The sequence below is a fragment of the Mesorhizobium sp. CNPSo 4661 genome, assembly GCF_057784215.1.
Map to the genome: position 1 here is coordinate 263078 of NZ_JBWGIO010000007.1, position 15237 is coordinate 278314.

Sequence of the window (15237 nt, forward strand, 5' to 3'; positions counted from 1 at the left end):
CCGGACGGGCTCGTCCATGACGCTGACACTACAGCGAAACATCATTCTCGCGCTGCTGTTTGCGAGCGCCGCGGTGTCGTGGACCGTGCTCATCCGGCAGCAGGTCGGCATAGATCCGGGCATGGAAATGCACTCACCCACCATGGGCATGACGGCGCCGCTCTTTCTTGCCGTCTGGATAATCATGATGATTGCCATGATGTTTCCGACGGCCGCGCCCATGATCCTGACGTTTCACCAGGTCCAAGCGGCCAAGCGAGGGCGCGGCGGGACCTTCGTCTCCACCTGGGTGTTCGTGGCCGGCTACATGCTGGTCTGGAGCGCGATCGGCGTTCTCGCCTTTGCCGGCGCGGCAGGCGCGGAGATGCTCGGCGAGCGGATGGGAATGTCCACCGCCACCGCCGCGCGTATCGGCGGTGCGCTGCTGATCGTTGCGGGCGCTTACCAGCTCTCCCCGTTGAAGGATCTTTGCCTGGCCAAATGCCGCACGCCGGTCGGGTTCATCCTGACCTCATGGCGCGACGGTCGCTGGGGCGCGGCACGCATGGGCATCCAGCATGGAGCCTTTTGTCTTGGCTGCTGCTGGCTGCTGTTTCTCGCCCTTTTTCCTCTCGGGTTGATGAATGTCGCCGCGATGGCCGTGGTCACCCTGCTGATCTTTGCGGAAAAGACCCTCCCGGCCGGAGATCGGATAGCCAAGGTGTCGGGAGTGGCTCTGCTGCTTTACGGCGCGGCGGTGCTGGTCTTTCCACAGGCGCTGCCGACCTTCCAAGCGGTGGGTGGAATGATGATGAATTGAGCGATGAAGGCATCCGGACGCGCTCCTATTCTTCGTCATTCTAGGGCGGAGCAAGGAGCGAAGCGACGCGCACAGACCCTAGAATCCATGCCGCGATGGTTGAGAGCCGCCACGGTGAAGAACGCTCACCAGCCGATGCCGCGAAACAGTTCGAACCATTCCGGATTGGTCTTCTCGATCAAATCAATCTTCCATTGCCGCGGCCAGCGCTTCAATGACGTCTCACGCTGGATGGCGTCGGTGATGTCGAAATACTCCTCGTACCAGACGAGACGCTTGGCCTGTCTTGTTCTCGGGCATCCGGCGAGCAAGGTCGTTGGTGACACCGATATAGATCGTGCCGCCTTTCTGGCTCGCGGTCATGTAGACGTAGCCTGTCATGTGGCGATCTCAGTTGGCACCATTGCCAACGGCTATTCTCGACCGTTGCATTCTACGGCCAATGTCACGGCATGGATTCTAGGGTCTGCGCGCGTCGCTTCGCTCCTTGCTCCGCCCTAGAATGACGAAGCCGCCACTTCGCGCGCGAGGCCCCTCTGCCGCGACATCCCCCTCGAGGGGAGATCAGCCTACCGCTGCCCCAGCCGCGCGCTCTCGATCGCGATGCCGAGCAGCGCCTGCCTGGCCAGCGCCTCCGACAGGTCAGGCCGCTTGCGGGTCTGCAGCACCGCCGTCTGCAGCCGGCCGAGGGCACGTCCAAGCGCCTCGACGTTCCAGCGCTCCAGCGTCTTTTCCACCAGCTTGCGGCGTGAGAAAAAGACGGGCGGGCGGGCGCCGGCGACGACCGAGGCGGCGTTTCGGCCGCCGCTCTCCATCTGGCCGCGCATCACCTGGATCGCCTGCAACTGACGCATCGCCGATGACAGCACCAGGAAGGGATGGCCGCCGGACTGGCAGTGGCGGTTGAAGGCGATGTCGAAGTCGCCGACCTTGCCCTCCAGCATGGCGTCGACCGCGGCGTCGAACGACGCGCCGGAGACATCGCCCGACAGGGCGTTGACGTCGTCGACGTCGATCTCGTTGCGGCCATGCGCATAAAGCACCAGCTTCTCGATCTCGCCGCGCGAGGCGAGGCGGTCGCCGCCGAGATTGCGGCGCAATGCCTGCCTGGCGTCCAAGGTCATCGACATGCCGGCCTTGCGCAGCTCGTCGTCGATCACCGTATCCAGGTCGCGCGCCTCGTCGGCATAGCAGGGCAGGGCGATGGCGTTGCCGGCGGCCTCGACGATGGCCCTGAGGCCTGTGCCTTTCTTCAGGTCGCCCGCCTCGATGAGGATGATGGCGTCGCGCGCGGGCTCGGCAGTCAGCGCCTTGATGTCGTCGGCCAGCGCTTTCTGGCCGCTGGCATTGCGTACCCAAAGCAGCCGCCGGTCGGAAAACATCGGCACGGTGCGGGCTTCGTCGAGCAGCCGGCCGTCGTCGCGGTCGACTTCCGCGCCGTCCAGCTTCACCACGGAGAAGGGGTCGTCGAGCGGCAGGCCGGTTTTCGCCGCGAAGGCTTTTGCACGCTCGGCGACAAGGCCGCGGTCGGGGCCGTAAAGCAGGACGATTGCCATGGAGGGATCGGGCCTCGCCAGCCACGAATCGACCTCGTATCCTTTCTTCTGTGCCATGCGGGGTGAGTTAGCATGAGGCGGGGGCCGAGTGAACGGCGAAGCGGCGCCAGCGTCCTTTCCTTCTCCCCTTGTGGGAGAAGGTGGATCGGCGCGCAGCGCCGAGACGGATGAGGAGTGTTCCAGCGGAGTGAGACGCTGGCTTTTCCTGGAGCACCCCTCATCCGACCGCTTCGCGGCCACCTTCTCCCACAAGGGGAGAAGGGAAGACTGCGCTGCGCCCTCGCTACCCGTTAATTGCATTATCTGGCGGCAATCGCCGCGCAAACTTCCGCCAAATTGCTCGTGAGCCAAAAACATCGACAAGAAATTTCGCCGCCATATCTGCATCTTGGCGCCTACGTGCCGCATCGGCTCCCAAAGGCCGACGACCGGGGAGGACGGCCGCGCCGAGACTCGGCGAAATGGCACTGGTCTGGCGGCGCGGATGTGCAAAGATCGCACCGGCAACATTGGAGGATGTGAGCTCATGGCCGATGCTGGAATGTTGCGCTTTCATGTGCCCGAGCCGGAGGTGCGGCCCGGCGGCACGCCCGACTTCTCGAATGTGACCATTCCCAAGGCGGGCTCGGTGCCGCGTCCCGAGATCGACGTCGATCCGCGCACCATCCGCGACATGGCCTTTTCCATCATCCGGGTGCTGAACCGCGCCGGTGAAGCCGTCGGGCCATGGGCCGGGCTACTGACCGACGAAGAGCTGCTCGAAGGCCTGCGCAACATGATGACGCTCAGGACCTTCGACGCGCGCATGCAGATGGCGCAGCGCCAGGGCAAGACCTCCTTCTACATGCAGCATCTGGGCGAAGAGGCGGTGAGCTGCGCTTTCCGCAAGGCGCTCAAGCCGGGCGACATGAATTTCCCGACCTACCGGCAAGCCGGTCTTTTGATCGCCGACGGCTATCCGATGGTCACGATGATGAACCAGATCTATTCCAACGAGGCCGACCCGCTGAAGGGTCGGCAGCTGCCGGTGATGTATTCTTCTAAGGAGCACGGCTTCTTCTCGATCTCGGGCAATCTGGCGACGCAATATATCCAGGCGGTCGGCTGGGCGATGGCCTCGGCGATCTCAAACGATTCCCGCATCGCCGCCGCCTGGATCGGCGACGGCTCGACGGCGGAGTCCGATTTCCATTCCGCCCTGGTGTTTGCCTCGACCTACAAGGCGCCGGTCATCCTCAACGTCGTCAACAACCAATGGGCGATCTCGACCTTCCAGGGCATTGCGCGCGGCGGTTCCGGCACGTTCGCGGCGCGGGGCCTCGGCTTCGGCATTCCGGCGCTGCGCGTCGACGGCAATGACTATCTCGCCGTCCACGCGGTGGCCAAATGGGCGGCCGAACGCGCGCGCGCCAATCTCGGGCCGACGCTGGTCGAATATGTCACCTACCGCGCAGGCGCGCATTCGAGTTCGGACGACCCGTCCGCTTACCGTCCCAAGGCCGAGTCGGACGCCTGGCCGCTCGGCGATCCTGTCATCCGGCTGAAGAACCATCTCATCCAGAAAGGCATCTGGTCCGAGGACCGCCACACCCAGGCGGAAGCCGAGATCCTGGAGACGGTGATCGCGGCGCAGAAGGAGGCCGAGGGCCACGGCACGCTGCATGCCGGCGGCAAGCCGTCGACCCGCGACATGTTTGAGGGGCTCTATGAAGAAATGCCGCCGCATCTGAGGCGCCAGCGCCAGCAGGCGGGAGTCTGACCATGCCCAGGAAGACCATGATCGAGGCGATCCGCGATGCGCTCGACGTCTCGATGGGGCGCGACGAGCGCGTCATCGTCTATGGCGAGGATGTCGGTTTCTTCGGCGGCGTCTTCCGCGCCACGCAAGGCCTGCAGGCCAAATACGGCAGGAGCCGCTGCTTCGACGCGCCGATCAACGAATCCGGCATCGTCGGCTCGGCCATCGGCATGGCCGCATACGGGCTGAAACCCTGCGTCGAGATACAGTTTGCCGACTACATGTATCCGGCCTACGACCAGCTGACGCAGGAAGCGTCGCGGCTGCGCTACCGTTCGAACGGCGATTTCACCTGCCCGATCGTGGTGCGCATGCCGACCGGCGGCGGCATCTTCGGCGGCCAGACGCACAGCCAGAGCCCGGAAGCGCTGTTCACCCATGTCTCCGGTCTGAAGACGGTGGTGCCGTCCAACCCGCATGACGCCAAGGGCCTGCTGATCGCGGCGATCGAGGATCCGGACCCGGTGATCTTCCTGGAACCGAAGCGGCTCTACAACGGCCCGTTCGACGGTCATCACGACCGTCCGGTGACGCCCTGGTCGAAGCATGCGCTGGGCGAAGTCGCCGACGGCCACTACACGATCCCGCTCGGCAAGGCGGCGATCCGCCGGCCGGGCGCGGCGGTCACGGTGCTTGCCTATGGCACGATGGTCTATGTCGCGCAGGCCGCGGCCGAGGAGACCGGCATCGACGCCGAGGTGATCGATCTCAGAACGCTGCTGCCGCTCGACCTCGACACCATCGTCGCCTCGGTGACGAAGACCGGGCGCTGCGTCGTCGTGCATGAGGCGACGCTCACTTCCGGCTTCGGCGCCGAGCTGGTCTCGCTGGTGCAGGAGAACTGCTTCTACCACCTGGAGGCGCCGGTGGCGCGGGTGGCCGGCTGGGACACGCCCTACCCGCACGCGCAGGAATGGGATTATTTCCCCGGCCCGGCGCGCGTCGGGCGCGCGCTTATTGAGACATTGGAAGCATAATGGGGGAGGCCTGAGATGGGTGAGCACGTCATCAAGCTGCCCGATGTCGGCGAAGGCGTCGCCGAGGCCGAGCTCGTCGAATGGCACGTCAAGGTCGGCGACCTCGTGCGCGAGGATACGGTTCTCGCTGCCGTTATGACCGACAAGGCAACCGTCGAGATCCCCTCGCCGGTCGACGGCGAGATTCTTTGGCTCGGCGCCGAGATCGGCGACACGGTGGCGATCGGCTCGCCGATCGTGCGGCTGAAGGTGGCCGGCGAAGGCAATGTGAAGGCCGCTGCCGCTGCAGCGCCCGAGGTGAAAGCACCGGCTGCGCCGGCCGAGGCAAAACCGGCGCCGGCCGCTGCCCCGAAAGCCTCGCCAAAGCCGACCGAGACGCCGAAGACGATTGCCGCCGCGCCGAAGGCCGCGCGTCCTGCCTCCGTTTCCGGCGCGCCGCGCGCGGAAGGCGAAAAGCCGCTGGCCTCGCCCGCCGTGCGGCTGCGCGCCAGGGAGGCCGGCATCGATCTCCGTCAGGTCGTGGGCAGCGGGCCGGCCGGGCGCATCAGTCATGAGGACATCGATGCGTTCGTCGCGCGCGGTCCGCAACTTGCCCGCGCCACCGGGCTTGCGCAGAAGGACGGCGTCGAGGACATCAAGGTCGTCGGTCTCAGGCGCAAGATCGCCGAGAAGATGTCGCTCGCCAAATCGCGCATCCCTCACATCACCTATGTCGAGGAGATCGACGTCACGGCATTGGAGGAATTGCGCGCGACGCTGAACAAGGAGAAGCGGACCGATCGCCCGAAGCTGACGCTGCTGCCTTTCCTGATGCGGGCGATGGTCAAGGCGATCGGCGAGCAGCCCAATCTCAACGCGCTGTTCGACGACGATGCCGGCATCATCCACCAGCATGAAGGCATCCATATCGGCATCGCCGCGCAGACGCCGAACGGGCTGGTCGTGCCGGTGGTGAAGCATGCCGAGGCGCGCGACCTGTGGGACTGCGCGGTCGAAGTCAACCGGCTGGCCGATGCGGCGAAGGCCGGCACGGCGAGCCGCGAGGAGCTGTCCGGCTCGACCATCACCATTACCTCGCTCGGCGCCATGGGCGGCGTGGCGACCACGCCGGTCATCAACTACCCGGAAGTGGCGATCGTCGGCGTCAACAAGATCATGGTGCGGCCGGTGTGGGACGGCACGCAGTTTATCCCGCGCAAGATGATGAACCTGTCGTCCAGCTTCGACCACCGCGTCATCGACGGCTGGGATGCCGCGGTTTTCGTCCAGCGGATCAAGGCGCTGCTGGAAACGCCGGCGCTGATTTTCGTGGATTAGAGAGGGATGGAGTTGATCTCGAACGTCGCGGCGCCGGGATACGCGCTCCCCCTTCTCCCCTTGTGGGAGGAGGTGTCGCCGAAGGCGACGGATGAGGGGTGCTCCAGGGAACGCCGGCGCCTCACTCCGCTGGAACGTCAGCGCCTCACTCCGCTGGAACACCCCTCATCCGTCTCGGCGCTATCGCGCCGATCCACCTTCTCCCACAAGGGGAGAAGGAGAAGGCGCGCCGCGACCTTCGCTATCAAGAAGAGCGTAAGCCCATGAAAGAAATCTCCTGCAAGCTGCTCGTCATCGGCGCCGGTCCGGGCGGTTATGTCTGTGCCATCCGCGCCGGCCAGCTCGGCGTCGACACGGTGATCGTCGAGGCGGGCAAGCCGGGCGGCACCTGCCTCAATGTCGGCTGTATCCCCTCCAAGGCGCTGATCCATGCCGCGGACGAGTTCGAGAAAGTAGCGCATATGGCTGGCGGGAAGAGCCCGCTCGGCATCAACATCGCCGCGCCGACGCTCGACCTGGCCCGCACCGTCGCCTGGAAGGACGCTATTGTTAGCCGGCTCAATAGCGGTGTCGCCGGATTGCTGAAGAAGGCTAAAGTCAAGACCGTGCACGGCTGGGCGACATTCCGGTACGGCAAGACCGTCGAGGTCGAAACCGAGACCGGCACGCAGGTCATCCGCGCCGAGACCGTCGTGATCGCCACCGGGTCGGCGCCGGTCGAGCTGCCGTTCCTGCCCTTCGGCGGGCCGGTCATCTCGTCGACCGAAGCGCTGGCGCTCAGCGACGTGCCGAAGAAGCTCGCGGTCGTCGGCGGCGGCTATATCGGGCTCGAGCTCGGCATGGCCTTCGCCAAGATGGGTTCGGAAGTCATTGTGGTCGAAGCGCTGCCGCGCATTCTGGCGCAATATGATGCCGAGCTGACGAGGCCGGTGCTCAAACGGCTCGGCGAGCTTGGAGTCGAAGTGATGCTAGGTGCCAAGGCCAAGGGATTGTCGAGCAAGGGCGATGCGCTGCTGGTCGAGACGGCCGACGGCAAGAACGCCAAGGTCGCCGCCGACAAGATCCTGGTGACGGTCGGCCGCAAGCCGCTCACCGAGGGTTGGGGACTGGAGCAGATCGACCTCGACCGTGTCGGAAAATTCATCCGCATCGACGACCAGTGCCGCAGCTCGATGCGTGGCATCTTTGCCATCGGCGACGTCACCGGCGAGCCGATGCTGGCGCATCGCGCCATGGCGCAGGGCGAGATGGTGGCCGAGATCGCCGCCGGCCATAAGAGAAGCTGGGACAAGCGCGCCATTCCGGCGATCTGCTTCACCGATCCGGAGCTGGTCACCGCCGGCCTGTCGCCGGAGGAGGCCAAGGCGCTCGCCGGCGAGATCAAGATCGGCCAGTTCCCGTTCGCCGCCAATGGCCGCGCCATGACCAAGCAGGGCGAGGATGGGTTCGTGCGGGTCGTAGCACGCGCGGACAATCACCTGGTGCTGGGCATCCAGGCGGTCGGGCAGGGCGTGTCGGAGCTGGCGGCCGCGTTTGGCCTGGCGCTGGAGATGGGCGCGCGGCTGGAGGATATCGCCGGCACCATCCATGCGCATCCGACGCAAGGCGAAGGGTTCCAGGAAGCGGCGCTGAAGGCGCTGGGCCACGCGCTGCATATTTGAGGGGAGCGCCTTTCCTTCTCCCCTTGTGGGAGAAGGTGGATCGGCGCGAAGCGCCGAGACGGATGAGGGGTGTTCCAGCGGAGTGAGACGTCGGCTTTTCCTGGAGCACCCCTCATCCGTCGCCTTCGGCGACACCTTCCCCCACAAGGGGGGAAGGGGGAGCCTGGCGCACCTCACCCCGCCAGGCGGCTCGCCATCTCGTGCTGCGCGTAGGCGCGGCCGAAGCGGTTGGCGAGGAAGGCGTCGAGCGCGATGTCTTCCTGGCGCACGAAGCCGTTCGCCGGAATTGAGCCGTCGGCCAGCATGTCGAGCACGGCGCAGATGCCGGAGGCGGTGGTGATCTGGATGGCGCTGCGCACCAGGCTGCCGACGCGCTGCGAATAGATCTTGTTGGCGTAGGTCTCCTGCAGCAGGCGGCCGTTGCGGCGGCCCGAGACGGTGACGAAGACGATGACCACGTCCTGCAACGTCGAGGGCAGGGCGCTCTCGAAAATGTCCTTCAGCACGTCGCGGCGGTGGCGCAGGCCGAGGTCGTTGAGCAGCGCCTTCATGATCGCGGCGTGGCCGGGATAGCGGATGGTGCGGTAGTTCAGCGTGCGCACCTTGCCCTTGAGCGTCTCGGCCAAGGTGCCCAGGCCGCCTGACGTGTTGAAGGCCTCATAGGTGACGCCGTCGAGCGAGAATTCCTCGCGCTCTTCCAGCGGCGGCACTTCGATCAGCTCGCCCTCGACGATCGCCTCGCAGGGCTCGCAATATTCGTTGATGACGCCGTCGGTGCTCCAGGTGAGGTTATAGTTCAGCGCGTTGGACGGATATTGCGGCAGCGCGCCGACGCGCATGCGCACGCTTTCCAGCGTGTCGAAACGGCTGGCGAGGTCGTTGGCGACGATCGAGATGAAGCCCGGCGCCAGGCCGCATTGCGGGATGAAGGCGTTGTCGGCGTCACGCGCCAGCTCCTTGACGCGGCGGGTCGAGACGACGTCCTCGGTGAGGTCGAGATAATGCACGCCGGTGGCGGCGGCCGCCTCGGCGATGCGGGTGGTGAGGTGGAAGGGCGCCGCGCTGAGCACGGCGAACTTGCCGGCGAGCACTTTTTCGAGCTCACCCGTGGCGGCGATGTCGAGCTCCTGGGTCGCGACGCCGGCCGGCAGTTCGCCCGCCGCAAGCTGGGCGGCCGAGCGGTCGACCAACGTGACGCGATAGTCGCCCGTGGCGCTCAGCATTTCGGCGATGGTCGAGCCGATCTTGCCGGCGCCGACGACAACGATGTTCTTCATGATCAATTCCCCTGCCAATCCTGATTTGGGTCAATTCGATTTGGCGGGAATCTTCGCAGCTTGCCTGTCGAAAGGAAGCGTGGAATCTGGCAATATGAAGCTCAACTTTAAGCGATCTGCCGAAAGGTTTCGTCGAAATGATCACTGAAGCCGAACAAGCCCTGCTGACCCTGCTGCGCGCCGACGCACGCGCCTCGACCGCCGAGCTCGCGCGCCAGCTCGGCGTGTCGCGCACGACCGTGCAGAGCCGCATCGAGCGGCTGGAGCAGCGCGGCATCATTGCCGGCTATGGGGTGAGGCTGTCGGCCGACTATGAGCAGGGCCTGGTCAAGGCGCATGTGCTGCTCACCGTCACGCCGAAACTCGCCGACAAGGTGGTGCGCAGCCTGGAGGCGATGCCGCCGGTGCGGACGGTGCATTCGGTGAGCGGCAATTTCGACATGATCGTCATCGTCGACGCGCCGTCGATCCGCGATCTCGACGCGCTGCTCGATCGGATCGGGGCGATGGACGGGGTGGAGCGGACCTCGTCGTCGATTATTTTGTCGACGCGGGTGGATCGGTAGAGGGGTGCTGCTCAGTTCGAGACGTCGGCGCGAGGCCCCCCTCTCTGTCCTACCGGACATCTCCCCCTCAAGGGGGGAGATCAGATGTCACGCCGGCTTTCGCCAATCACCAATGTTGCGGAAAAGGCGGCGGCATCGAAGCTGCCAATCTCCCCCCTTGAGGGGGAGATGCCCGGCAGGGCAGAGAGGGGGGCGAAGGAACGCGACGCCTATGGTTTTCTCCCCCTAGGCCCTTCTCCTCTCCGGCCCCTCATCCAGCCACGCCACATCCTCCGGTGTCAGCTTGATATCCAGCGCCTTCAGGCTGTCCTCCAGCTCGTCCAGGGTGCGCGGGCCGATCAGCGGCACCGAGGGGAAGGGCTGGGCCAGCACGTAAGCCAGCGCGACATGGATTGGGCTCTTGTCGAGCTTGCGCGCCAGCTCGATCGCGCGGTCGCGGCGACCGAAATTCTTCTCCGAATACCAGACACGCACAAGCTCCTCGCTGTCATGCTTGTCGCGGCCGGCGCGCTCGGTGAAGAAGCCGCGGCCCTGGCTCGACCAGGCGAAGTTGGGCATCTGCCTGGCCGCCAGCCAGGCCTTCCACGCATCGGTGGACGAGGTGACGCAACCGGCCCAGATCGGCTCCAGCATCTCGGCAAGCGAGAAATTGTTGGAGAGCGCGCCGGGCTTCTGCCTGCCGTTCTTCTCGGCATAGGCGATGGCCGCGTCCATGCGCTCCATCGTCCAGTTGGAGCCGCCGAACAGGCCGCGAATGCGGCCGGCCTTGGCCTCCGCGTCCATGGCGTCGACAAATTCGCCGACCGGCACGCCCGGATTGTCGCGATGCATGAAATAGATGTCGACATGGTCGGTCTGCAGCCGGTCGAGCGATTGGGCCAGCTGCCTGCCGATGACGTCAGGATAGCAGAGCGGCGAATGCGCGCCCTTGCCGATGATCACCGACTGCTCGCGCACGCCGCGGTTCCTGAGCCACTGGCCGAGCAGCGTCTCGGTGTAGCCGGCGCCATAGACAAAGCCGGTGTCGAACAGATTGCCGCCGGCCTCGAAATAGGCGTCGAGCAGGATCGAGCCGGAGGAGAAGCTGCGGAAATCCTCGAAGCCGAGCGCCAGAACCGAGGCCTGTCGCGGCAGGCCCGGAATGGCGCGCTTGGGAATGGCCTTGCCATCGATGCGCAGCGGCCGGCCGGAGAGCGTGTTGACCCGCTTAGCCGGCTTCTCGATCTCATATTCCAGCCCGACCGCGGCGCGCCATTTGTCGAGCACGCGCAGCGTGCCGAGGCTGTCGGCCCATGACATGCCCGGCCAGGCGAATTCCTGCCGTCCGGCGAGGATCGCCTCACCGGCGGCATCGACCTCGAAGGAATAGAGGTGGCGGGTCTCGTCGAGGCTGATCACCTCCCGAGCCGCCCCGGACCGGATCACCTCGATCCGGCCCGGTCCGACATCGCGGTTGCCACCGGCGAACCAGAAATCGGGCACCTCGATCTGACCCTTGGTGCCGAAAATGCGCAGCACATTGTCCTGATTGAGCGAGATGCTGCAGGAGACTTCGGCGACGATGCCACCGGGGAAGTGCAGCAAGGCGGAAGCCCATTCGTCGACGCCGGACTGGCCGAGATGGGCGGCGCCCACCACCTTGTCCGGCTCGAGGAAGGGCTGCCCCGCGGCTGCGCCCGCGATCAGCCGCGCCATCGACACCGGATAGCCGCCGACATCGAGGATGCCGCCGCCGGCCATGTCGTTGGCATAGAGCCGGTGCTCCGGCATGAAGCCCGGCATGGCGAAGCCGAAGCTCGACTTGATCATGCGCACCTCGCCGATGGCGCCGGACCTGATCAGCTCGACCAGCTGCATGGTCTGCGGGTGCAGCCGGTACATGAAGGCCTCGCCGAGAAAGGTGCCGGCCTTGCGCGCCGCATGCATCATGGCGTCGGCCTCGAAGGCGGTCAGCGCCAGAGGCTTTTCGCATAGGACATGCTTGCCGGCTTCCGCCGCCTTGATTGCCCACTCGGCGTGGCCGGGATGGGGAATCGAAATGTAGACGGCGTCTACGTCCTTGTCGGCGAGCAGCGCGTCATAGCCGTTGAGGATGCGCGCGCCCGGAAAGGTCTCGGCAAGCCCCGGCTTGGCGGGATTGCGGGCGCCGAGCGCCGCCAGCTCGCCGGTGCGCGACTGCGCCACGCCACCGGCAAAGGATTTGGCGATGCTGCCGGGCCCAAGGATGCCCCAGCGGATTTTCTTGGATGTCATGTCGAATTCTCCATGGATCGCCGCCACGCCTGGCGTGCCGGCAAAGAAACTTGCGGATCAGCGGATCCGTGCGCCCGCCTTGTCGAAGAGAAGCGCCCGTTCCGCCTTGATCGAAACCGTGAAATGATCGCCGCTGGCGCGCTGGCGCGAGGCCTCGCGCTCGACGATCAGCTCCTCGGGTCCGGCATTGGCGTAGACATAACTGACAGAGCCGAGATGCTCGGCGACGTCGGCCTTGACCGGAATGTCGCAATCGCCCTCGCCCGCTTCGAAGAAATGCTCCGGCCTGACGCCGAGCACGACCTCGGCGCCGACGACCGGAAAAGCCTCGGCGAGCGGCTTGCGCAAGCGCGCGCCGCCGTGATTGACGAGCTCGATGATCGCGGCGCTGTTCGATGTCTCGACGACCTTGGCTCTGAGGAAATTCATCTTCGGCGAGCCGATGAAGCCGGCTACGAAACGGTTGACCGGGTCGTCATAAAGATCGAGCGGCGCGCCGATCTGCTCGACATTGCCGGCCTTCAGCACGACGATGCGGTCGGCCAGCGTCATCGCCTCGGTCTGGTCGTGCGTCACATAGATCATGGTGACGCCGAGCTCCTTATGCAGGCGCGAGATCTCGACGCGCATCTGGACCCTGAGCTCGGCGTCGAGGTTGGAGAGCGGCTCGTCGAACAGAAAAACCTGCGGCTCGCGCACGATGGCGCGGCCGATGGCGACGCGCTGGCGCTGGCCGCCGGACAATTGCTTCGGCCGTCGCTGCATCAATTCGTCGATGCGCAGGATCTCGGCGGCTTTGCTAACCCGGCGCTCGGTGTCGGCTTTCGGATTGCCGTTCATCCTCAGCCCGAAGGAAAGGTTCTGCTCGACCGTCATATGCGGGTAGAGCGCGTAGGACTGGAACACCATGGCGATGCCGCGGTCGGCCGGCTCGATATCGTTCATCACCTTGCCGCCGATGGCGATTTCGCCGCCGCTGATGTCCTCCAGCCCGGCGACCATCCTCAAAAGCGTGGACTTGCCGCAGCCGGAGGGGCCGACGAAGACGACGAACTCGCCGTCGGCGATATCGATGTTGGCGCCATGGACGACCTCGAAGACGCCGAAGCGTTTTACGACATTGGTGAGGGTGACGGCAGCCATCGCGTCTCCTACTTGACCGCGCCGGCGGCGATGCCGGCGATGAAATGGCGCTGCAACAGCACGAAGACGATGAGCATCGGCACGGTCAGCATGACCGCGCCGGCCATGATGCCGCCCCAGGAAACCTTGGTCAGGCCGATCAGCGTGCCGAGCGCCACCGGCGCCGTCATCGCGCCCGGCTGGCTGTTGATGAGCAGCGGCCAGAGATAGTTGTTCCACGAGGCGAGGAAGAGGATGATGGCCAGCGCCGCCAGCATCGGGCGCGCCAGCGGCAGCGCCACGAACAGGAAGATGCGCCATTCCTTGACGCCCTCGACGCGCGCCGCGTCGAACAGCTCGGCCGGCATCATCGAGAAGGCCTGGCGCATGAAGAGCACGCCCAGCGAGTTGAACAGCGGCGGCACGATCAGCGCAATCCAGGTGTTGGCCAGAGCGAAGTCGCGCGCCACCATGATGAATTGCGGGATCAGCACCACCGCGTAGGGAAGCGTGATGGTGCCGAAGATGATGGCGACGACCGCGCCCTTGCCGTGGAACTCGTAGCGCGCCAGCGCCCAGCCGGCCATCGAGGTGAGCAGCACCGAAAGGATCGTATAGGTCACCGCCACCGAGACCGAGATGCCGATGGCGCCGATGAAGTTGGTGTCGCGCTGCAGGTTGGCGACATTGTCGAGGAAATTGTCGTGCGGCAGGAGCTCGATGCCCGGGCTGAAGATGCCGTTGTCGGGCATGGTGGAAAACACCACCATCATCCAGAGCGGAAACAGCCAGACCAGCGCCAGCGGCGTCAGGAACAGATGCAGCGCTATGCTGCGGCCGAGCCGTCTTTGCGAACGCGAGGTCATTTCGGCTCCCGCGTCATTTAGGCTCTCTCGTCAGCCAGAGCTGCACCAAGGTGATGGCGATTGCGAGCCCGGCCATGGTGTAGGCGACGGCCGAGGCATAGCCGAAATTGAGCGATCGAAAGCCTTGGCGGTAGAGCAGCAGCCCGAGCGTCTCGGTGCCGCCGCCCGGGCCGCCGCGCTCGGTGATCAGGAACGGTTCGGTGAAGAGCTGCATGGTGCCGATGATCGACAGCACGGCGCAAAAGACGATGACCGCCTTCAACAGCGGCAGGGTTATGTAGAAGAACTGTTTCAGCCGGCTGACACGGTCGAGCGTCGCCGCTTCGTAGACGTCCTCCGGGATCGACTGCAGGCCGGCCAGGATGATGATGGCGTTGTAGCCGGCCCAGCGCCAGGTCACCGCGATCATGATCAGCGCCATGGCCGGGGTGACGTTGGAGAACCAGTCGATCTTGGCCAGGCCGACGCTCTCTAGGAGCTTGTTGACGATGCCGAAATCGAGGCTGAACATCAGCCGGAACACGGCCGAATAGGCGACCTCGCCGACCACGACCGGGGCGAAGAAGGCGAAGCGGTAGAGGCCGCGCGCCTTGAGCAGCGGCGAATTCAGAAGCACCGCCATGACGATCGCCAGCGAGATCATCACCGGCACCTGGATGACCAGGATCAGCAGCGTGTTCTTCAGCGCATTGTAGAAGGCGGGGTCGCCGATCAGGCGGCCCCAGTTGAAGGTGGGCGCGAAACGCCACGGCACGGTACGCGTCGCCTGGAAGGAGATCAGGAAGGACGAGATGATCGGCCAGATCCAGAAGATGGCGAAGATCAGGAGATAGGGCGTGAGGAAGCGGTACGCCGTGGCGTTCTGGGTGCGCATCGTCTCCTCCTTTCTTTGTCTTTTCCTTCTCCCCTTGTGGGCTAGCGTGCGCACACATTTGCGTCTTGTGGGTGTCAAGCGGGAAGGTGGCCTGCGAAAGGGGCTTGAAGGGCTGGAATCGCGTGTGATTCTGTAGCTGCCATTGTTGATTCTGGAGGTTTCGACGATGGC

At 65.3% G+C, this 15237-nt stretch carries 12 protein-coding genes and 1 pseudogene; 6 read left to right on the forward strand and 7 right to left on the reverse strand.

The genetic code is table 11. The annotated features are described in order from the left end of the window. The first annotated feature begins 16 nt into the window (after positions 1–16). A complete protein-coding gene (locus AC0YKC_RS12995) occupies positions 17–799 on the forward strand; it encodes a DUF2182 domain-containing protein (protein ID WP_488511312.1) in 783 nt (260 codons plus the stop codon). 125 nt (positions 800–924) lie between these two features. On the opposite strand, the pseudogene AC0YKC_RS13000 reads toward AC0YKC_RS12995, so the two are convergent. Together AC0YKC_RS13000 and holA are read right to left on the reverse strand one after the other, a co-directional pair. Further along, a pseudogene (locus AC0YKC_RS13000) lies at positions 925–1180 on the reverse strand (GIY-YIG nuclease family protein). Between the two features lie 188 nt (positions 1181–1368). Then, on the reverse strand, positions 1369–2412 hold the full coding sequence (holA, locus tag AC0YKC_RS13005) for a DNA polymerase III subunit delta (protein WP_488511313.1): 1044 nt from the start codon (positions 2410–2412) through the stop codon (positions 1369–1371). A gap of 469 nt (positions 2413–2881) precedes the next feature. On the opposite strand from holA, the gene AC0YKC_RS13010 reads away from it, so the two are divergent. The 4 genes from AC0YKC_RS13010 (at position 2882) to lpdA (ending at position 8108) form a co-directional block, all read left to right on the forward strand. After that, positions 2882–4114, forward strand: coding sequence for a thiamine pyrophosphate-dependent enzyme (locus AC0YKC_RS13010; protein WP_488511314.1), 1233 nt, complete (start codon positions 2882–2884; stop codon positions 4112–4114). Between the two features lie 2 nt (positions 4115–4116). Continuing rightward, positions 4117–5130 carry an alpha-ketoacid dehydrogenase subunit beta gene (locus tag AC0YKC_RS13015; protein WP_488511315.1) on the forward strand — a complete coding sequence of 338 codons (1014 nt, stop codon included), beginning with the start codon at positions 4117–4119 and terminating at the stop codon, positions 5128–5130. Between the two features lie 15 nt (positions 5131–5145). Continuing rightward, a complete protein-coding gene (locus AC0YKC_RS13020; RefSeq protein WP_488511316.1) occupies positions 5146–6447 on the forward strand; it encodes a dihydrolipoamide acetyltransferase family protein in 1302 nt (433 codons plus the stop codon). A gap of 263 nt (positions 6448–6710) precedes the next feature. Then, positions 6711–8108, forward strand: coding sequence for a dihydrolipoyl dehydrogenase (gene lpdA / locus AC0YKC_RS13025; protein ID WP_488511317.1), 1398 nt, complete (start codon positions 6711–6713; stop codon positions 8106–8108). A 173-nt stretch (positions 8109–8281) separates the two neighbouring features. On the opposite strand, the gene AC0YKC_RS13030 is transcribed toward lpdA, so the two are convergent. Then, entirely contained in the window at positions 8282–9385 is a 1104-nt protein-coding gene (locus AC0YKC_RS13030; protein WP_488511319.1) for a saccharopine dehydrogenase family protein, read from the reverse strand. A 137-nt stretch (positions 9386–9522) separates the two neighbouring features. Here AC0YKC_RS13030 and AC0YKC_RS13035 point away from each other — a divergent pair, with 137 nt between their 5' ends. Next, positions 9523–9951 carry an Lrp/AsnC family transcriptional regulator gene (locus AC0YKC_RS13035; protein WP_434724593.1) on the forward strand — a complete coding sequence of 143 codons (429 nt, stop codon included), beginning with the start codon at positions 9523–9525 and terminating at the stop codon, positions 9949–9951. A gap of 225 nt (positions 9952–10176) precedes the next feature. Here the strand turns inward: AC0YKC_RS13035 and AC0YKC_RS13040 are convergent, their stop codons facing one another. From AC0YKC_RS13040 to AC0YKC_RS13055, 4 genes are read right to left on the reverse strand one after another with little or no spacing between them, the layout of a single operon-like run. Further along, the gene (locus tag AC0YKC_RS13040) at positions 10177–12204 is read right to left on the reverse strand and encodes an aldo/keto reductase (protein WP_488511320.1); all 2028 of its coding nucleotides are present in this window, start codon (positions 12202–12204) and stop codon (positions 10177–10179) included. Between the two features lie 57 nt (positions 12205–12261). Continuing rightward, on the reverse strand, positions 12262–13347 hold the full coding sequence (locus AC0YKC_RS13045) for an ABC transporter ATP-binding protein (RefSeq protein ID WP_488511321.1): 1086 nt from the start codon (positions 13345–13347) through the stop codon (positions 12262–12264). An 8-nt stretch (positions 13348–13355) separates the two neighbouring features. Continuing rightward, positions 13356–14192: a carbohydrate ABC transporter permease gene (locus AC0YKC_RS13050; RefSeq protein WP_127235146.1), complete on the reverse strand. Its 837-nt coding sequence runs from the start codon at positions 14190–14192 to the stop codon at positions 13356–13358. A gap of 13 nt (positions 14193–14205) precedes the next feature. Continuing rightward, on the reverse strand, positions 14206–15066 hold the full coding sequence (locus tag AC0YKC_RS13055) for a carbohydrate ABC transporter permease (RefSeq protein WP_488511322.1): 861 nt from the start codon (positions 15064–15066) through the stop codon (positions 14206–14208). Between the last annotated feature and the right edge of the window lie 171 nt (positions 15067–15237).